This window comes from Bacillus sp. FSL K6-1218 (assembly GCF_038006445.1).
GTDB lineage: Bacteria > Bacillota > Bacilli > Bacillales > Bacillaceae_G > Bacillus_A > Bacillus_A thuringiensis_S.
Genome location: NZ_JBBOVE010000001.1, coordinates 5,384,145 through 5,402,006 on the forward strand (window position 1 = coordinate 5,384,145; position 17,862 = coordinate 5,402,006).

Below are 17,862 nucleotides of genomic sequence, written 5' to 3' on the forward strand. Positions count from 1 at the left end.
TAAAAATTATAAAAGGCCAAAAATAGGCGCAATGATGCTATCTAAAAATACAAATACATGCGGAATAACTACCTGAAAAATAGGTTGAATTGTGTAATTACTAAGCGGTGTAATAACGAGAATTAATAACGCAATTGCCCCGTATTTTTCATACTGTGTCATTTTCGCGCGAATATTTGCTGGTGCTAAATCTTCCACTACGCGATACCCATCAAGTGGTGGAATCGGTAATAAGTTAAATACAAGTAAAACGATATTCAGCATAATAAAAATCTGGAAAAATTGTGCTAACGTATCTGCTACTGCAGATGGAATTGAGTATAATACACCAAATTTTAATAAGCTATACCAAATAATTAAACCAATTGCACTTAAAATTAAGTTACTAATCGGCCCTGCAATTGAAACTAATATGCCTGCAAGACGCGGTCTTTTAAAGTTATATGGGTTAACAGGAACTGGTCTTGCCCAACCAAAACCAAGAATTAATACTGCAATCAAACCGATAGGATCTAAATGGGCCATCGGTGATAAAGTTAAACGCCCTTGTCTCTTTGCTGTATCGTCCCCAAATTTATATGCAACATATGCATGTGCAAATTCATGAACGGATAGTGCAATAATAATCGCCATTGCTACTAACGGAATTTCGTGCAATGGATATCTAAATAACTGATCCATACTCCAACTCCTCTTCAATATGTCCAAAAAAGAAATTATTTGTTTTTTCGATTGTTCTTCCCCATAATCCGCTATAATAAGAGTGTAACTTACATAAAAGGAGCGATTGTACATGCCATACGTAACAGTGAAAATGCTAGAAGGACGCACAGAAGAACAAAAGAAAGCTCTTGCTGAGAAAGTAACAGCAGCAGTAAGCGAAACAACTGGTGCTCCTGAAGAAAACATCGTTGTTTTCATCGAAGAAATGTCTAAAAACCATTATGCAGTTGGCGGAAAACGCTTAAGCGACAAATAATTTCAAGTTTTTTCATAAGAAGCAGCCATTAGCTGCTTCTTATTTCTTTCCTTCTAACAACTCAATAATTCTCTCTTTATATTTTCCTTTTCTTCCATCTTCATAGATTAAATCATGTGGATAGAATAGCTTTTGATCCGTTCTTTTCTTACCTGTAATCGCCTCAACAATATCCGATTCACGTGAAAGCTCTCTAAGCTCTCCGTTTGGCATAAGAAGTAGGATCGGCAGACGCTCTTCTTCTTCTCCTGCACGATAAAAGTCATACGGTAAGTCTGATGTTGAATCCACTACTAAATAATACTCCGGATCAAGTCCAATCTTTTTAAATAAACTACTTAATTCCATCCAATTATCTAAACCGTGTTTATCTGTAAACTCTACATATTTAAATAGATTTCGATTCATAAAACGGCGACATAAATCGCTTAAAATTGAATCTTCTTCTTCCTGCCATACTTGGAAGTAGTAATACATAACGTTCTCGTCTAACTTTAAATAATCCTCTACTGTTACTTCTTCTTCAAATAAAGAATAGAAATGAACAGGATGATTTTTAAATGTGTAATACTTCTCGTGCAGTGATTTCGCACGGTGTAAAATCTTCGTTAAAATAACTTCTGCACTTCGCGTTACCGGGTGGAAATATACTTGCCAATACATTTGATAACGACTCATAATGTAATGCTCAACAGCATGCATACCACTATTTTTAATGACTACTTGATTCCCATACGGACGCATTACACGCAGTATACGTTCCATATCGAAGTTTCCGTACTTTACACCTGTAAAATAAGCATCTCTTAATAAATAATCCATACGATCCGCATCAATTTGACTCGAAATCATACTAATCGCTAATTTATTAGTAGACGTTTTTGCAATTACATCTGCTACCTTTTGTGGAAACTCCTTATCAACACGACTTAATACATCATTAATCTCCGTATTGCCAACGATAATCTTTTGCGTAAATTTCTCATGATCTAATGAAAATACTTTTTCAAACGAGTGAGAAAATGGGCCGTGGCCGACATCATGAAGTAATGCCGCACATAAACATAACAATCTATCTTCAGCATTCCAATTTGGTCTGCCATCAAACACATCATCAATCATACGACGAATAATTTCGTATACACCTAACGAATGAGTAAAGCGACTATGCTCTGCACCGTGAAATGTAAAAAATGTCGTTCCAAGCTGCTTAATACGGCGCAAGCGTTGAAATTCTTTCGTTCCGATTAAATCCCAAATAACACGATCACGCACGTGCACATATTTATGTACTGGGTCTTTAAACACTTTTGTTTCGCTGAGTTTGTCGTTTAAATATACCACTTTCCGACATCCCCCTTTCTTTACTACATTCTTACTTTATATTATAAACGAAATGAGAAACAGAAAGAAATGAAAGACTGTATTAATTCCCTTTATAAAAAGAAAAAATCACCTTTACCGAAGTAAAAGTGATTTCCTTTATACATTATTTACCTAAAACGAATTCAGCAACTTCGTCTAAGATCATATCTTTACCTAGTGGGAAGTAACCTTTGTTTAAGTCCTCATTTTTAATTGTAAATACGTGGTTGTTTTTAACAGCGTTCATGTTTTTCCAAATTGATTCTTCTTTGAATTCTTTTAAGCGCTGAGAACCGTCACCAGTTGTAAATACGAATAAGTAATCTGGGTTGTAATCGATTAAAGCTTCTTTTTGTACTTGTACTAACGGTTTATCAGTTGGTGTACCTTTAACTGCTGGTAGTTTTAAATCATTAAAGATTACACTACCGTAACCATAGTCACCGTATACGCGGAAAGCATTTGGATATGCAGCCATTTTCATGAATGTTGCTTCACCAGTTTTAGCGACAATTTTGTCATGCAATTTGCTTGCTTTTTCATCATACTTTTTAAACCATTCTTTTGTTTCTTTTTCTTTACCGAAGATTTGGCCTACTTCTTCGAATTTTGGACGCCATTGATCTAATGGAGTATTTAACATAACTGTTGGTGCAATTTTAGATAATTGATCATAAATCTTTTCTTGACGATTATTTACAAGAATTAAATCTGGTTTTGCAGCAGCTACTGCTTCGATGTTAATTTTATCTCCCCAAGCAGAACCAACTGGTTTAACGTCTTTTAGTTTCTTTTCAATATGTGCATCAATTTTTTCTTGAGATGTATTAGCAGTAATAACCGGTTTCATACCGAAAATTAATAATTCTTCTGTTGAACCACTAAGGTCAGCAATTTTCTTTGGGTTTGCAGGAATTTTAATTTCCCCTTTTGCATGTTTTACAGTGCGCTCTTCAGTCTTTGCATCTGCTTTCTTTTCTTCTTCTTTGTTAGAACAAGCTGCAAATAGTACAGAAGTCACAACTAATACCATTGCTAATAGTGCCATTTTAAAATTCTTCATGTTCCCACTCCTTCTAGCTGTATTTATCTTATAAGTTACAATGAACTATAAGAAACAAAGATAACAATTAATTAATATATATATATTAACTGTTGTTAATAACCCATTCTAACGGGCGTTCAACTTCCCATTCTTATATAAGAAGCTCAACGTCCATTAGAAGTCCCCCTCTTCACGAGGGGGTCCTACTTATGCTTTTTTACGCAATTGATTACTAATCATCGCTAAATCATATGTTAAACAAATTGGCTTACAGTTTACTGGACAAGGAACGATTTGAGCTTCAATCTCAAATACGTTACGAAGTGTTTCACTTGTCATAACTTCATCTGGCGTTCCTTGTTTCATTAACTTACCTGCTTTTAATGCAATCATATGATCTGAGAAACGAGAAGCGTGGTTTAAGTCATGGATAACCATAACGATCGTTCTACCTTCTTCTTCATTTAATTTTTTCAATAAGTTTAATACTTCTAATTGATGAGCCATATCTAAGTACGTTGTTGGTTCATCCAATACAAGTAATTCTGTTCCTTGTGCAAGGGCCATTGCGATCCACACACGTTGACGTTGACCACCTGATAGCGCTTCTGCTGGACGATTCGCAAATTCTTTCATTCCTGTCACTTCAAGTGCCCAGTTAATGTAGCGATAATCCTCTTCTTTCAACGTGCCAAACCCTTTTTGATGAGGGAATCTTCCATATGACACAAGCTCAAATACAGTAAGACCCGTTGGCACTTCTGCAGTTTGTGGTAAAATCGCCATTTTCTTTGCAATTTCTTTCGTTGGCTGTTTCTCAATTGCTTTTCCGTCAAGATAAACAGTACCTTGCTTTGCCTTCAAAATACGAGACGCCGTTTTTAATAATGTGGACTTCCCACAACCATTTGGTCCAATAATTGTTGTAATTTTCCCTTCCGGAATTTCAACTGTTAATCTATCAATAATTAAACCTTCATTATAGCCAACAGATACCGCATCCACCGCTAAAGTTGCCATACGAAAAGCCTCCCTTTATTTTGTCCTCATAAGTAAATAAATGAAATACGGTGCACCAATTACAGAAATAACAAGACCGACTGGTATTTCTGAAGTTGTTAGTACACTTCTTGAAATTACGTCTGCGAATAAAAGTAAAAACGTCCCTATTAGTGCAGCAGTAGGCAGCATAATTTGATGTTTACCACCAACAAGGCGCCTCGCTAAATGCGGAGCCATTAAACCGATAAAACCAATTCCTCCGGCAACAGCGACAGATGCACCAGCTAAGCAAACTGCAATAAATAATAATTTACGTCTTTCCTTTTCTACATTTAAACCAAGACCAACAGCTGTAGAGTCGCCTAGGTTCATTACATTTAATATGTGTGCTTTACTTATAGCAAGCGGTAAGAAGATAACCATCCATGGAAGTACACTTAATACGAATTTCCAATCTGTCCCCCACAGACTTCCCGCCAGCCAAATCGTAGCAAAACGAAAATCGTTAGATGTCATTTTCATAGAGAAAATTAAACTAACAGCTCCAAATCCAGCTGCAACGGCAATACCGACAAGTATTAATCGAGTCGATGAAACGCCGTCTTTCCATGCTAGTAAATAAATAATTACCGCTGCTAATATCGCTCCAACTAGTGCGAAGAATGGAAGAATGAATACAGATAAAAATGTACCAGTCCCTACTTTCCCGAAGAAGAAGTAGACGAATATAACAACTGTTAATCCCGCTCCAGCATTAATACCTATAATACCTGGATCAGCAAGCGGATTTCGTGATAAACCTTGCAAAATCGCTCCTGACATAGCTAAAGCAGATCCGACTAGTATAGCAATCACCATACGCGGCATACGGAATTCAAATAAAATAACAGACTGATCTTCAGGCCCTATTCCAACCAATGACTTTAATACGTCCATTGGCGGTATTTTAAAAGTTCCTGTATTTAAACTAATAAGAAATATAGAAACGATTAGTCCTACTAAAATCGTTAATATAGAAATGTTCTTCTTTGTTAAGACACTCGTCCTCACATCTTTCCTCTCCCTTCATTACGTGCTAAGTAGAGGAAGAATGGAACCCCAATTAGCGCTGTAATTGCTCCAATTGGCGTTTCAAATGGCGGGTTAATAACGCGAGATAACATATCTGCACATTCAATTAACAGCCCGCCTAAGACCGCAGAACATGGAATAACCCATCTATAGTCCGAGCCTACAAGGAAACGAGTCATATGCGGGATTACAAGACCAACAAATCCAACTGATCCTGCCATGGAAACTGCGGAACCCGTTAAAACAAGAACAAGTACTGTTCCGATAAATTTAATTAATGTCGTATTTTGACCAAGTCCAATCGCAATTTCTTCACCGAAGCTCAAAATTGTAATATATCTCGACATCATAATTGCGATAAAAAGACAAACAAGGCCAATTGGCACTAACATATTAATACTTTGCCATTTCACTCCAGCAACTCCGCCTGCATTCCACATGCTCACCTCTTGGGCAAGATTAAAATACAATGCAATTCCAGATGAAATTGCCCCTAATAAAGCACTAATAGCTGCACCTGCTAAAGCTAATTTCACAGGTGTTAATCCACCTGGTGAAGAAGACCCAATTCCATATACAATGCTTGCACCAAACGCAGCTCCAATAAAAGATGCAATAACAAACATTAAATAAGGTGAATTAGGGAAAAATGCATACATAATTGCAATTCCAAATACTGCACCATCTGTAATCCCCATTAACGATGGTGAAGCAAGTGGATTTCGCGTCATGCCTTGCATAATTGCTCCTGATACCGCTAAAAAGGCACCTGCAACTACGCCCCCTATTGCTCTAGGCATGCGAAGCTCTTGAATTACGTTATGATGTGTAATAGATCCATCAAACTGAAATACAGCTTGCCATACAGTCTTTAAACTAATATCTGCAGCCCCAAAAGAAATAGAAACTGCCATGCTTAAAGCTAACAAAACTGTACCCGCTACTAAAATAATAGAAGCAATAAGCGGTCTGCTCTTAATCTCTTTAACATTCTCTTCTTGCTGTTCTATACTGCTTGCGCTCGCTTCCATCCCTCAACCATCCTAACCAACAACATATATTTATTAAAATGAAATTTATTCTCAAATAGTAATAAAAAAATTAGGTGAATTGTTATTTTCCTGATAATGATTCTCAGAATCAGACACTTCTATTCTACCTATCGCTTTAAAAGACTGTCAACCATTATTTTGAAATACAAATTTATATAAATTAGAACTTTAATACAAAAGTTATATCCATCCTTTAGAAAACGTTCGTCCACACAAGAGCACTTTCGCAGAATAAATCGTTCCTCTTATGGGCATAAAAAAGAAGAGTAATCTTTTCACTCTTCTTTTTCTTACTTATTTAACTTTGCTTCAATTTTTACGATTAACTCATCTTCTGTTGGAGCCGCAACTGGACGGTTATTTACAAATGCGAATGATTTTTTACGACCAGGACCACAGTAAGACTGACATCCAACTTCAATCGTTGCACATGAATCTACTTTTTTTAACTTCGGAACTAACGTTTTAACGTTCGTTGCCTGACAGTCATCGCACACGCGAAATTCGTTTCCCATTATATAACACTTCCTCTATTTTAAACTTTTCTCAAGTACATTTAAAAATAAACACTAAATGGTATTTTACCGTTCTTTGAAGCTCGTTGCAAGTTTCCCTACAGGGCCTATTCTCTACATAATGCTACATATTTATATGCTCTCCTACAGAAGCGCTCACCATTCATGGGAAAATTTTTACCTTTCATCGAAATCTACCATATTTTTAAAAGCTTTGTATAAAAGTTTATTTTTTTGCCCATTATAAAAATAGGAAGTTCATAAAAAGAAAGGGAGTTGAATCTATGAAAGTAAGACAAGATGCTTGGACAGATGAGGATGATTTATTACTTGCTGAAACGGTACTTCGTCATGTTCGAGAAGGAAGTACGCAATTAAATGCATTTGAGGAAGTAGGGGATCAGTTAAATCGTACATCCGCTGCCTGTGGTTTCCGCTGGAATGCTGTCGTTCGCTATAGCTATGAACAAGCTCTTCAACTAGCAAAAAAACATCGTAAAGATAAAATGCGCGCTGCAAGCGGTGAGCAAGCGAAAAAACGTTTACTTTATACACCACCAGCTTCAGATTCGATAACTGATTATGAAGAATTCGTACAAGAGGAATCAATTGTACAATATAAAGAGGCTATTCCATATCAAGAATCTACCGTTCCTGTTGCAAAAAGCTCTATGACAATGCAAGATGTTATTTATTTCTTACAAACAGTTGGATCCTCAAATATAAAAGTAACAGCTCTTGAAAACGAGAATACGAGATTGAAACAAGAAATTAAAGCACAAATCCTTCGAAATGAAGAACTAGAAAAGAAACTAGAAAAATTAGAAAAGCAATCTCATACTGTACAAGAAGATTACGAAACACTTATGAACATTATGAACCGAGCTCGTAAGTTGGCAGTCATGGATGACGAAGAACGTTCTCAAACATCTTTCCGAATGGATCGAAACGGTAATTTAGAAAAAATTGCAGAATAAAAAGGATGCATGTAATGCATCCTTTTTATTCTTTCACACCTAAACCTCCCCTTTATATATGAGAAAACTCCATTCTTCATTTTTTTGGTATAATAGAGATTGTCATTTTAAAGATAAGGGGTTAGTTATATGAGCAATTCCCGTTCCATTTTATCTCAGCCAGAGTGGCGTATTGTAGATCAGTCTAGTTTAGGACCAACATTCCATGCATTACAGTCATTCGCAATGGATGACACGTTATGTACAAGTATCGGAAATGGTCAATCAGCTGCAACAATGCGTTCTTGGGTTCATCACAATACAATTGTTCTTGGCATTCAAGATTCACGCCTACCACACTTAGAAGAAGGGATTTCCTTTTTAAAAGAAAACAACTTCAATGTTATCGTTCGTAATTCCGGTGGACTTGCAGTCGTACTTGATGAAGGTGTTCTAAACGTATCACTTTTATTCCAAGAGACGGAAAAAGGGATTGATATTGATCTTGGATACGATACGATGTGGCACTTAATTCAGGAGATGTTACACGACTATGATGTTACAATCGAGGCAAAAGAAATTGTAGGTTCTTACTGTCCTGGTAGCTATGACTTAAGTATTCGCGATCAAAAATTCGCTGGCATTTCACAGCGCCGTATTCGCGGGGGTGTCGCTGTCCAAATTTATCTTTGTGCTACAGGAAGTGGCTCTGAGCGTGCCGCACTCGTTCGTGATTTCTATAACCTAGCCATTCAAGGAGAAGAAACACGCTTTACGTATCCTGAAATTGTACCGAGTACGATGGCTTCACTTTCAGAATTACTTGGCGAAACCATTACAGTACAAGATTTAATGATGCGCCTTTTAAAAACATTGCAGCAATTCGCTCCAAAGTTAACACCATCTCAATTAACAATAGATGAAATACCTTTATATGAGACGAATTTACAACGGATTATTGATCGTAACAATAAAGCACTTGGCTTAGAAAAATAAAGACCGTCGCTATAATAGCGACGGTCTTTATTTCAATTCATTATAGAATTAAAGTGCTTGAGCTGCTGTAATTAAAGCTAACTTGTACACTTCTTCTTCGTTACATCCACGAGATAGGTCATTTACAGGCATGTTTAAACCTTGTAAGATTGGTCCTACTGCTTCGAAGTTACCTAAACGTTGAGCGATTTTGTAACCGATATTACCAGCTTCTAAGCTTGGGAATACGAATACGTTAGCATCACCTTGAATTGTAGAACCTGGAGCTTTTTTCTCAGCTACAGATGGTACGAATGCAGCATCGAATTGGAATTCTCCATCTAAAGTTAATTCTGGAGCCATTTCTTTTGCAATGCGAGTTGCTTCTACAACTTTTTCTGTTTCTGGAGATTTCGCAGAACCTTTTGTAGAGAAGCTTAACATAGCAACGCGTGGGTCAATACCGAATAATTCAGCAGTTTTTGCACTCTCGATACCAATTTCAGCTAAATCTTGGCTGTTTGGTGCAATGTTAATTGCGCAATCAGCGAATACATATTTCTCTTCTTCACGTACCATGATGAATACGCCAGAAGTTTTTGTAACGCCTGGTTTTGTTTTAATGATTTGAAGTGCTGGACGAACTGTATCAGCTGTAGAGTGAGCTGCACCACTTACTAAACCGTGTGCTTTGCCCATGTATACAAGCATTGTACCGAAGTAGTTTTCGTCTTTAAGGATTTTGCGAGCGTCTTCTTCAGTTGCTTTACCTTTACGGCGTTCAACGAAAGATGCTACCATTGCATCCATTTCTTCATATGTAGCTGGGTCATAAATATCAACGCCTGCTAATGTTAAATTCATGCTAGCAGCTTTTGCGCTAATTTCTTCCTTATTACCAACTAAGATTGGTTTTACTAACTCTTCTTTTGCTAAACGCTCTGCAGCGCCTAAAATTCTTTCATCAGTTCCTTCAGGAAGTACGATAGAAATGCCTTTTCCTTGAACTTTTTCTTTTACTGTTGTAAATAAGTTGCTCACGAATAAACCCTCCTACATATGTTAAAAAACTCTATCTTTAAGAATACTGCTTTTCTTCTATATTTTAAACTTATAGCTCCCAAAAAATAGATAAAATAAAAATGATTATATTTTCATAAAATTCAGCCAGGAAATTCACCTTACTTAAACTCTTAAATGTGACAATTTTATGCGCCAAGGTTTTATATAGATTATTTTAAAACTATATATGCTATAGTTAACGTGTAAAACTATCATTAACTGAGGTGAATAGAATGAGTGAAGCAACAACAACGTTAGATGGCTGGTATTGTTTACATGATTTACGTTCTATTGATTGGGCTGCATGGAAAACATTATCTAGCGACGAACGCGGACAAGCAGTGTCTGAATTTTTAAATGTCGTTGAAAAATGGAACGAAGTAGCTACTGCGAAAAAAGGTAGTCACGCAATGTATACAGTTGTTGGCCAAAAAGCTGATATTATGCTTATGATTTTACGTCCAACAATGGAAGAGTTAAATGAAATTGAGACAGAATTGAATAAAACAACTTTAGCTGAATATATGGTTCCTGCATATTCTTACGTATCTGTTGTTGAATTAAGCAACTATCTTCCAGCTGATGAGGATCCATACCAAAACCCGCAAATTTTAGCTCGCTTATATCCTGAATTGCCGAAAGCAAATCATATTTGCTTCTATCCAATGGATAAGCGTCGCCAAGGTGATGACAACTGGTACATGCTTCCTATGGAAGAGCGTAAAAAAATGATGTACAGTCATAGTAAAATTGGACGTCAATATGCAGGTAAAGTACGCCAAGTGATTTCAGGATCTGTTGGATTCGACGATTTCGAATGGGGCGTAACATTATTCGCTGACGATGTTCTTCAATTTAAAAAACTTATATATGAAATGCGCTTCGATGAAGTAAGTGCTCGTTATGGTGAGTTTGGAACATTCTTCGTTGGAAACATTTTACCAGACGAAAAAGTAGAGAAATTTTTACACATATAAATGGTGAAAAGGAACGAAATTCGTTCCTTTTTTTATTCTTCTCTATATTTATCCTCAAAAATCTCCTTTTTTCTGCATTTTTGAAGAAAAACCAACATTTTTTCAAATTTCTTGTAAAATTGTAACCTTTTTATATATAAAGATATGCTAAAATGATACGAGCTATATGCTAAATAACGATGCGAAGGTGATAATCTATATGAAAAAAATCTTGTCTATTTTACTATTGTTTGTATTGTCAATTTCTTCCTTAGGAGTAACAACATCCCATGCAGAAGAAAAAATACATATTGAGGCAGCTGCTGCACTTTTATTTGATGCAGATACAGGAAAAATACTTCACGAGCAAAATCCAGATGAATTGCTAGCTATTGCTAGTATGTCAAAATTAATTGTTGTTTACGCTGTTTTAGAAGCAATTAAAGAAGGAAAAATCACATGGGATACGAAAGTAAATATTTCTGATTACGCTTATGAAGTCTCTCGTAATAATGAATTCTCTAATGTACCGTTCGAAAAAGGACGTCAATATACTGTAAAAGAATTATATCATTCTATTGTTATATTCTCTGCAAATGGATCTAGTATCGCTTTAGCAGAACTTCTTGCAGGAAGTGAGAAAAACTTCTTAAATCTTGTAAATGAACATGCTAAAAAGCTAGGATTAAAGAAATATAAATTTGTAAACTCTACCGGGTTAAATAATGCTGACTTAAAAGGAAAACATCCTGAAGGAACAGATCCGACTGGAGAAAACTCCATGTCAGCTCGCGGTATGGGTATTCTTGCAAAAACGATTATTACAAAGTATCCAGAAATGCTAGAGGATACAAAACAAAGATTTAGAAACTTCCCAGACAATCATCCAAAACCGATTCGTATGGAAAACTGGAACTGGATGTTACCAGGCGCTGCCTTCTCTTATGATGGAACGGACGGTTTAAAAACTGGTAGTTCTGATACCGCTGGATATGGGTTCACTATTACAGCGAAACGTGGTGATGTTCGTCTTATCTCGGTTATTATTAAAACAAAATCAATGGATGAACGCTTCACAGAATCTCGTGAATTAATCGAATATGGATTTAATAACTTTGAAAAACAAAAATTAAAAGTTATTAAAAACAATACAATCTCTGTAGTAAAAGGGAAAGAAGACCAAGTAACTGTTGCACCCGAAAAAGAAATAACAGTAATTGCGAAAAAAGGTAGCAAAGAGCCTTATAAAATTGGGACTGAATTAGATAAATCCCTTGCTGAAGATGGACATTTAGTTGCTCCTGTTAAGAAAGATACCAAAGTAGGCTCAATTACTTTAGAATCAACTGATAAATATGGTTTCTTAGACGGTAGTAAAAGTATGAAAGCTACTGCAAAAACGACAGGGGAAGTTGAAAAAGCAAATTGGTTTATGCTAACAATGCGCTCTATTGGAGATTTCTTCTCAAACTTATGGTCTAAAGTATTTTAATAATGATGAAAAGCTAGCTCACGCTAGCTTTTTTTATTTTCTTCTCTCCATGTAAAACTTCGTTTGGTTGTCATATCTGAGTCCTTTTCCTCATACGTATGAACTAGTAATTGTTACACACTTCATCTAGAGATAAAGTGAAACTTTAATCAGTGGGGGTTTTGTTCATCCCCACTGATTATTAGTTGAACCAATCGGGCTTTTACGGGCAGTTTGATCTCCCACCCACCTTCTTTGCTCCAGCCCAATTTTAAGGTGGGAGTCTTACTGCCCGTTAATGCGGGATAAACCTCTTTCCACAAGGGATTCCAAAAAGAGAGGTGACACATAATGGGCGTTATCGCGTATAACGAAGAAGATGTAAAGTTATTAGCTAGACTGATGCGTGCTGAAGCTGAAGGAGAAGGTCAACAGGGGATGTTGATGGTCGGAAACGTTGGGGTAAATCGTGTCCGCGGAAATTGTTTAGATTTTAAAAAAATACGTAATTTACGTCAAATGGTTTATCAAAACCCTGGTGGTTTTGAGGCAACGCAAAAAGGATATTTTTATCAACGTGCAAGGGAACAAGATATTGCTTTAGCAAGGCGAACGATTCAGGGACAACGCTTTTGGCCTGCAAATTTTGCCTTATGGTTTTTTAGACCTGAAGGCCCTTGTCCATCAACTTGGTATAATCAACAAAACTCTGGTCGCTTCAAAAAGCACTGCTTCTTCCAGCCATCTGGCGAAGATTGTCCTAGCGTTTATTAAGGATTGATAATAAGGAGGGATTTTTGAATGGCACAGCAACAAAACCCGTATTACGGAACTGGATTTTATCAACCATCTGGAACTTATGTACAACCGCAACAAACGACCCCACAACAACAGCAACAGCAAGCGATGCAACAACAAGCTGCGCAAGCTCAATATGCTGTTTCTCAAGGCATGTTACCATTAGAACAGTCGTATATTGAAAATATTCTCCGCTTGAACAAGGGCAAGCAAGCCACAGTTGTAATGACGTATGAACGTGGTAGTTCACTCGGTACACAATCGTATACAGGTATTATTGAAGCGGCTGGTCGTGATCATATTGTAATTAGTGAGCCACAATCAGGGAAACGTTATTTACTATTAATGATTTACTTAGATTATGTGGAATTCCCCGAAGAAATTACGTACTTACCTAGTCAACAAGCAACTTATGCTCCAAGACCATAAAAAAAGCTGGCATATGCCAGCTTTTGTTTTTTTATAAACCTTTTACAACTGCAGTTCCGACTAAAATCCATGCTACAATAAACGCTACGCCACCAAGAGGTGTAATTGGTCCAAAGAACTTAATACCTGTCGTACTTAATGCATACAAACTGCCTGAAAACATAATAATCCCAGCTACCATAAGCCAACCAGCAGTAGTTAAAAGTGATGATTGAACCTTATCCATCAATAAAGCAACTACGAATAGTCCACCTGCATGAAACATTTGATATGTAACACCTGTTTTCCAAACTTCTAACATTTTCGCAGAAATTTTATTTTCTAAACCGTGTGCTCCAAAGGCTCCTAACGCAACAGATAGCCCCGCTGCAATACAACCTAGTAAAAAGAAAATTTTCATCTTAATTCCCCTTTTTTACTTTTATCATAAGCAATTTTTTCATATAAGCCAAACGATTTAATCCTTAAAAATCAAATAAAGAATTACCATTTGCACCTTCTTCTTTAATATACACAGGTTCTCCAGAAACTGGCATAACTGGTTGAACTGTCTTTATAGGCTGCGATCCAATTACTTGCGATTGAATTTGCGGCTCCCTATACGTAGAAGATTCAACCTGTTCATCTAATAGTAAATCGCATAAAGCACGCACAACTAATAAATGATCTTTTGATTTTTGTCCTTCACTACTTTTTGCCTTTGCAATTTCATTCGCCATTTTATTTAAAATCTTATCGCTCGATATTTGCATTCCTTATCACCTCGTACTTTGTAGTTCTTTCTCAAATTGCTTCAGCTTCTCTACTAAACCAAATACTATTATCATATCATGTTCTTGCAGTTTTTCCTGCCCCGTTGGATTATGTATAATATCCCCATTTCTCAAAATCGCTAATATCGTTACATCAAACTGATTCCTCACATCACTCTCTAGTAACGATTTACCAACTAATATTGAATCTTTTCCAACTAAAATTTCTTCAATGACAAATGACTGTTCTATCCCATACAGCACTGTATCAATATAATGAACTGTTAATGGATTCGCAATACCTTTTGCAATATGTATTCCTGCCATACTGGATGGATTAATAACTTTATTTGCACCCGCACGCCTTAATTTCTCTTCAGTTTCTGGCTTTTCAGATCTCGCCACAATTTTAATTGCATCGTTTAATCCTCTTGCTGTTAATGTAATAAATACATTTTCAGCATCATTTGCTACGATAGCAACTAAACCAGCCGCTTTTGAAATTCCAGCATGATGTAAAACTTGATCCTCCGTCGCATCTCCATGTATATACAAAAGCTTTCCCTTCTCTAATACACTTTCATCTTTATCGACAACAACAAATGGAATTTTCTTTTCTTGCAATTCATGTACAACTTGAAGCCCCACTCTACCGCAACCACATACTATAATATGATTTTTCAACTGCGCTATTTGTTTATCCATCTTCTTCCTCCGCACTGCACGAAATAAATTCCCTTCAATAATCATAGCTGCCACTACCCCAATTGCATACGTAACAATACCTACGCCAACAGGAATAATAAGGAGCGCAAATACTTTCCCCGCTTGCGTTACAGGAACAGCATCTCCGTATCCAACAGTCAATACAGTAATCACCGTCATCCAAAATGCTTGAAACAAACTAATCTCTTCAATTGTCATAAATCCTATCGTTCCTAGAATTACAACAAAAGTCATACATATAACTGCTATCCATAATTGCTTACGTGCATTCATACCGTATTTCAACTCTTTTCTCTATCTACAATCTTTGCCAGTGGAAATAAAATACGTATATACTAGATACGGAATCTATGAAAGAGGTTGATATAATGAAGACATTTCTTTCCGCCTTACAATGGGCACTATTTATTTTAGCTGGAAGCCTTATTGTACCAATTAGTGTCGCAACTAGTTATGGTCTTGATGGCGCTGAAGCTATCGCATTCGTACAAAGAACATTATTTGTTCTAGGCTTTGCTGGTCTCTTGCAAGCTATATTTGGGCATAAACTTCCTATTCAAGAAGGTCCTGCTGGCCTTTGGTGGGGAATTTTCTCCCTTTACGCAAGTTTAGGCGTCGTATTATTTGGATCAAACAATGAGACACTTAAAGTTCTTCAATATGCTTTCTTATTAAGCGGTATTATTTGTATTATTCTTAGCGTTTTTGGACTTATTGATAAACTCGTTCGCTATTTTACACCGACAGTCATTGGAACATATTTATTTCTTCTTGTCGCGCAGCTTAGTGGCTCCTTCTTAAAGGGAATGTTTGGCCTTGATGGAAAACATACAGAAGTACAACCTAACGTATTTATTCTTTCACTCATTGTTATTTTACTATCCTTTTTCATCATGAAGCTACCTATTATTGGACAATATTCTGTTCTTTTCAGTATCGTATTCGGCTGGATATTATTCGCATACTTCGGATTATCTAATCCAATAACACCAGTGACAGACATAATCCGTTTTCCATCCTTATTTGTTTTCGGAATGCCTCGTGTTGAATGGAACATGGTAATTACGGTTATTTTCGTTACACTCTTACTTCTAACAAATATGTTAGCAAGTATTCGCGTTGTTCAAAAGGTTGTCTCTAAATATGAAAAAAATGCGGCATCAGATCGTTTTAAACAAGCTGGCATTATAACAGGAATCAACCAATTGCTAGGCGGCCTGTTTTCAGCTATTGGGCCTGTCGCTATTTCTGGATCAGCAGGTTTTATTGCAACGACTAATATTTATAAACGTCTCCCGTTTATATTAGGGTCAAGCTTTATTATTGTCGTTAGTATATTTCCAAAGATCACTTCATTCTTTGCAGCAATCCCTGTTGCAGTTGGTTATGCCGCTATTTATCCTGTATTCGCAAGCATGATCGGCCTCGCCTTTCGAGAATACGAAACTGTCCAGGATAAAGAACGATTATTTAAAGTAGCCGGTCTTTCAATCTTTACAGGAGTCGGAGTTATGTTTGTTCCAGCAGGAGCATATTCCACACTTCCACCATTTCTAGCATCGTTTTTAAGTAACGGTCTCGTTCTTGGATCTGTAATGGCAATCTTGCTAGAAATACTATTTTCTCGTTCCACAGCAAAACAAATATCGTAAATTGGAAAACTTCCATTATTGCACTCTACCTTTAGAGTTGTTACGATAAAATCAAACTTTAATCATTGGGGTTTTATCCATCCCCAATGATTATTAACCGATATTATGAGCAACACACTCATAATAATTTATCTACTTCTTTTCAAAGAGGTTTGATGTCTTACTATTATTCCTCAACATTTTCATGAACATGTATTTTGATTTCAATTAAAGAAAGGAATTCTCTATATGACTTATAAAATGATTGTTTTAGATTTAGATGATACTTTATTACGTGATGACCATACTATTTCACCTCGTACGAAAGAAGCATTAATGACTGCACAAGAGCAAGGGATAAAGGTTGTACTTGCTTCTGGACGTCCAACATTTGGTATGCGCAATGTAGCCAAAGAACTTCGTTTAGAAGAATACGGCAGTTTCATTCTATCTTTTAATGGCGCAAAAATTATTAACTGTAAAACAAACGAAGAAATCTTTAGTAGTACGCTATCTCCTGAAATCGTTCACAATCTATTTGAAATTAGTAAAACTGAAGATGTATGGATTCATACTTATATGGGCGATGATATCGTAACGGAAGAAAATAATCCTTATACTGAAATTGAGGGCGATATTACTGGTATGCCAATTGTTGTAGTAGATGACTTTAAAGCCGCAGTTAAAGAGCCTGTAGTAAAAGTATTAATGAATAAAGAAGCTGAACGCCTTGTTGAAGTTGAAAAGAAACTACAAAAACAACTAGAAGGCCAATTAAGCGTGATGCGTTCGAAACCATTCTTCTTAGAATTTACCGAAGCCGGTGTTACAAAAGGAACGAGCTTAAACAAACTGATTCAAAAGCTTGGCATTAAGCGTGAAGAAATTATCGCAATGGGCGATAGCTATAACGACCAAGCAATGATTGAATTTGCTGGTCTTGGCGTTGCAATGGGCAATGCACCTGATGATATTAAAGAAATTGCAAACTACGTAACAGATACAAATATGAACGATGGTGTTGCAAAAGTTGTAGAGAAATTCGTTTTAAAAACGGATGTACTTGTTTAATATTTT

Annotated in this window: 20 protein-coding genes; 9 read left to right on the forward strand and 11 right to left on the reverse strand. The window is 36.4% G+C overall.

Annotated elements, in window-relative coordinates; translation table 11 throughout:
* Positions 1–6: 6 nt before the first annotated feature.
* Positions 7–681, reverse strand: a complete 675-nt coding sequence (locus MHI26_RS27645) for a site-2 protease family protein (RefSeq protein ID WP_000372445.1) — start codon at positions 679–681, stop codon at positions 7–9.
* Positions 682–793: 112 nt separating this feature from the next.
* Between MHI26_RS27645 and MHI26_RS27650 the strand changes: the two genes are divergently transcribed.
* Positions 794–979, forward strand: a complete 186-nt coding sequence (locus MHI26_RS27650; protein WP_001147171.1) for a 2-hydroxymuconate tautomerase — start codon at positions 794–796, stop codon at positions 977–979.
* Between the two features lie 39 nt (positions 980–1,018).
* On the opposite strand, the gene MHI26_RS27655 is transcribed toward MHI26_RS27650, so the two are convergent.
* The 6 genes from MHI26_RS27655 to MHI26_RS27680 form a co-directional block, all read right to left on the reverse strand.
* A complete protein-coding gene (locus MHI26_RS27655) occupies positions 1,019–2,323 on the reverse strand; it encodes an HD domain-containing protein (protein WP_061667916.1) in 1,305 nt (434 codons plus the stop codon).
* 145 nt (positions 2,324–2,468) lie between these two features.
* Positions 2,469–3,407 carry an ABC transporter substrate-binding protein gene (locus MHI26_RS27660; protein ID WP_061667917.1) on the reverse strand — a complete coding sequence of 313 codons (939 nt, stop codon included), beginning with the start codon at positions 3,405–3,407 and terminating at the stop codon, positions 2,469–2,471.
* 189 nt (positions 3,408–3,596) lie between these two features.
* On the reverse strand, positions 3,597–4,409 hold the full coding sequence (locus tag MHI26_RS27665; RefSeq protein WP_061667918.1) for an ABC transporter ATP-binding protein: 813 nt from the start codon (positions 4,407–4,409) through the stop codon (positions 3,597–3,599).
* A 15-nt stretch (positions 4,410–4,424) separates the two neighbouring features.
* Positions 4,425–5,441 carry a FecCD family ABC transporter permease gene (locus MHI26_RS27670; protein WP_061667919.1) on the reverse strand — a complete coding sequence of 339 codons (1,017 nt, stop codon included), beginning with the start codon at positions 5,439–5,441 and terminating at the stop codon, positions 4,425–4,427.
* Positions 5,438–6,493, reverse strand: coding sequence for a FecCD family ABC transporter permease (locus MHI26_RS27675; RefSeq protein ID WP_000388296.1), 1,056 nt, complete (start codon positions 6,491–6,493; stop codon positions 5,438–5,440). The genes MHI26_RS27670 and MHI26_RS27675 overlap by 4 nt, the downstream gene beginning before the upstream one ends.
* A 311-nt stretch (positions 6,494–6,804) precedes the next feature.
* Positions 6,805–7,029 carry a DUF1450 domain-containing protein gene (locus MHI26_RS27680; protein WP_000526079.1) on the reverse strand — a complete coding sequence of 75 codons (225 nt, stop codon included), beginning with the start codon at positions 7,027–7,029 and terminating at the stop codon, positions 6,805–6,807.
* Between the two features lie 284 nt (positions 7,030–7,313).
* Between MHI26_RS27680 and MHI26_RS27685 the strand changes: the two genes are divergently transcribed.
* Positions 7,314–8,006: an RsfA family transcriptional regulator gene (locus MHI26_RS27685; RefSeq protein ID WP_000868355.1), complete on the forward strand. Its 693-nt coding sequence runs from the start codon at positions 7,314–7,316 to the stop codon at positions 8,004–8,006.
* A gap of 129 nt (positions 8,007–8,135) precedes the next feature.
* The gene (locus tag MHI26_RS27690; RefSeq protein WP_000071955.1) at positions 8,136–8,981 is read left to right on the forward strand and encodes a lipoate--protein ligase family protein; all 846 of its coding nucleotides are present in this window, start codon (positions 8,136–8,138) and stop codon (positions 8,979–8,981) included.
* A gap of 48 nt (positions 8,982–9,029) precedes the next feature.
* Here MHI26_RS27690 and pta read toward each other — a convergent pair whose 3' ends face one another.
* Positions 9,030–10,001: a phosphate acetyltransferase gene (gene pta, locus MHI26_RS27695; protein ID WP_000067216.1), complete on the reverse strand. Its 972-nt coding sequence runs from the start codon at positions 9,999–10,001 to the stop codon at positions 9,030–9,032.
* Between the two features lie 254 nt (positions 10,002–10,255).
* Between pta and hemQ the strand changes: the two genes are divergently transcribed.
* The 4 genes from hemQ (at position 10,256) to gerQ (ending at position 13,676) form a co-directional block, all read left to right on the forward strand.
* A complete protein-coding gene (hemQ, locus tag MHI26_RS27700) occupies positions 10,256–10,999 on the forward strand; it encodes a hydrogen peroxide-dependent heme synthase (protein WP_001287595.1) in 744 nt (247 codons plus the stop codon).
* Between the two features lie 199 nt (positions 11,000–11,198).
* A complete protein-coding gene (locus tag MHI26_RS27705) occupies positions 11,199–12,470 on the forward strand; it encodes a serine hydrolase (RefSeq protein ID WP_061667920.1) in 1,272 nt (423 codons plus the stop codon).
* A gap of 330 nt (positions 12,471–12,800) precedes the next feature.
* Positions 12,801–13,223: a cell wall hydrolase CwlJ gene (gene cwlJ / locus MHI26_RS27710; RefSeq protein WP_000538161.1), complete on the forward strand. Its 423-nt coding sequence runs from the start codon at positions 12,801–12,803 to the stop codon at positions 13,221–13,223.
* A gap of 27 nt (positions 13,224–13,250) precedes the next feature.
* Entirely contained in the window at positions 13,251–13,676 is a 426-nt protein-coding gene (gene gerQ / locus MHI26_RS27715; protein WP_061667921.1) for a spore coat protein GerQ, read from the forward strand.
* Between the two features lie 31 nt (positions 13,677–13,707).
* On the opposite strand, the gene MHI26_RS27720 is transcribed toward gerQ, so the two are convergent.
* The 3 genes from MHI26_RS27720 to MHI26_RS27730 form a co-directional block, all read right to left on the reverse strand.
* On the reverse strand, positions 13,708–14,076 hold the full coding sequence (locus MHI26_RS27720) for a DUF423 domain-containing protein (RefSeq protein WP_000688315.1): 369 nt from the start codon (positions 14,074–14,076) through the stop codon (positions 13,708–13,710).
* A gap of 64 nt (positions 14,077–14,140) precedes the next feature.
* Positions 14,141–14,428 (reverse strand): YwdI family protein, encoded by a 288-nt coding sequence (locus tag MHI26_RS27725; protein WP_001167339.1) that lies wholly within the window; start codon positions 14,426–14,428, stop codon positions 14,141–14,143.
* Between the two features lie 6 nt (positions 14,429–14,434).
* A complete protein-coding gene (locus MHI26_RS27730) occupies positions 14,435–15,427 on the reverse strand; it encodes a potassium channel family protein (protein ID WP_061667922.1) in 993 nt (330 codons plus the stop codon).
* Positions 15,428–15,522: 95 nt separating this feature from the next.
* Here MHI26_RS27730 and MHI26_RS27735 point away from each other — a divergent pair, with 95 nt between their 5' ends.
* Positions 15,523–16,806 (forward strand): purine/pyrimidine permease, encoded by a 1,284-nt coding sequence (locus MHI26_RS27735; protein WP_061667923.1) that lies wholly within the window; start codon positions 15,523–15,525, stop codon positions 16,804–16,806.
* Positions 16,807–17,034: 228 nt separating this feature from the next.
* Complete coding sequence (locus MHI26_RS27740) at positions 17,035–17,856, forward strand: Cof-type HAD-IIB family hydrolase (protein WP_061667924.1); 822 nt, start codon at positions 17,035–17,037, stop codon at positions 17,854–17,856.
* Positions 17,857–17,862 lie beyond the last annotated feature (6 nt).

What these genes read in the sequence shown, in the direction of transcription:
- MHI26_RS27665 (WP_061667918.1), bottom strand. Translation starts at nt 4,409, where the DNA reads ATGGCAACTTTAGCGGTGGATGCGGTATCTGTTGGCTATAATGAAGGT.
- MHI26_RS27680 (WP_000526079.1), bottom strand. Translation starts at nt 7,029, where the DNA reads ATGGGAAACGAATTTCGCGTGTGCGATGACTGTCAGGCAACGAACGTT.
- MHI26_RS27720 (WP_000688315.1), bottom strand. Translation starts at nt 14,076, where the DNA reads ATGAAAATTTTCTTTTTACTAGGTTGTATTGCAGCGGGGCTATCTGTT.
- gerQ (WP_061667921.1), top strand. Translation starts at nt 13,251, where the DNA reads ATGGCACAGCAACAAAACCCGTATTACGGAACTGGATTTTATCAACCA.
- MHI26_RS27685 (WP_000868355.1), top strand. Translation starts at nt 7,314, where the DNA reads ATGAAAGTAAGACAAGATGCTTGGACAGATGAGGATGATTTATTACTT.
- MHI26_RS27690 (WP_000071955.1), top strand. Translation starts at nt 8,136, where the DNA reads ATGAGCAATTCCCGTTCCATTTTATCTCAGCCAGAGTGGCGTATTGTA.
- MHI26_RS27740 (WP_061667924.1), top strand. Translation starts at nt 17,035, where the DNA reads ATGACTTATAAAATGATTGTTTTAGATTTAGATGATACTTTATTACGT.
- MHI26_RS27645 (WP_000372445.1), bottom strand. Translation starts at nt 681, where the DNA reads ATGGATCAGTTATTTAGATATCCATTGCACGAAATTCCGTTAGTAGCA.
- MHI26_RS27675 (WP_000388296.1), bottom strand. Translation starts at nt 6,493, where the DNA reads ATGGAAGCGAGCGCAAGCAGTATAGAACAGCAAGAAGAGAATGTTAAA.
- MHI26_RS27725 (WP_001167339.1), bottom strand. Translation starts at nt 14,428, where the DNA reads ATGCAAATATCGAGCGATAAGATTTTAAATAAAATGGCGAATGAAATT.
- cwlJ (WP_000538161.1), top strand. Translation starts at nt 12,801, where the DNA reads ATGGGCGTTATCGCGTATAACGAAGAAGATGTAAAGTTATTAGCTAGA.
- MHI26_RS27650 (WP_001147171.1), top strand. Translation starts at nt 794, where the DNA reads ATGCCATACGTAACAGTGAAAATGCTAGAAGGACGCACAGAAGAACAA.
- MHI26_RS27705 (WP_061667920.1), top strand. Translation starts at nt 11,199, where the DNA reads ATGAAAAAAATCTTGTCTATTTTACTATTGTTTGTATTGTCAATTTCT.
- hemQ (WP_001287595.1), top strand. Translation starts at nt 10,256, where the DNA reads ATGAGTGAAGCAACAACAACGTTAGATGGCTGGTATTGTTTACATGAT.
- MHI26_RS27730 (WP_061667922.1), bottom strand. Translation starts at nt 15,427, where the DNA reads ATGAATGCACGTAAGCAATTATGGATAGCAGTTATATGTATGACTTTT.
- MHI26_RS27735 (WP_061667923.1), top strand. Translation starts at nt 15,523, where the DNA reads ATGAAGACATTTCTTTCCGCCTTACAATGGGCACTATTTATTTTAGCT.
- MHI26_RS27660 (WP_061667917.1), bottom strand. Translation starts at nt 3,407, where the DNA reads ATGAAGAATTTTAAAATGGCACTATTAGCAATGGTATTAGTTGTGACT.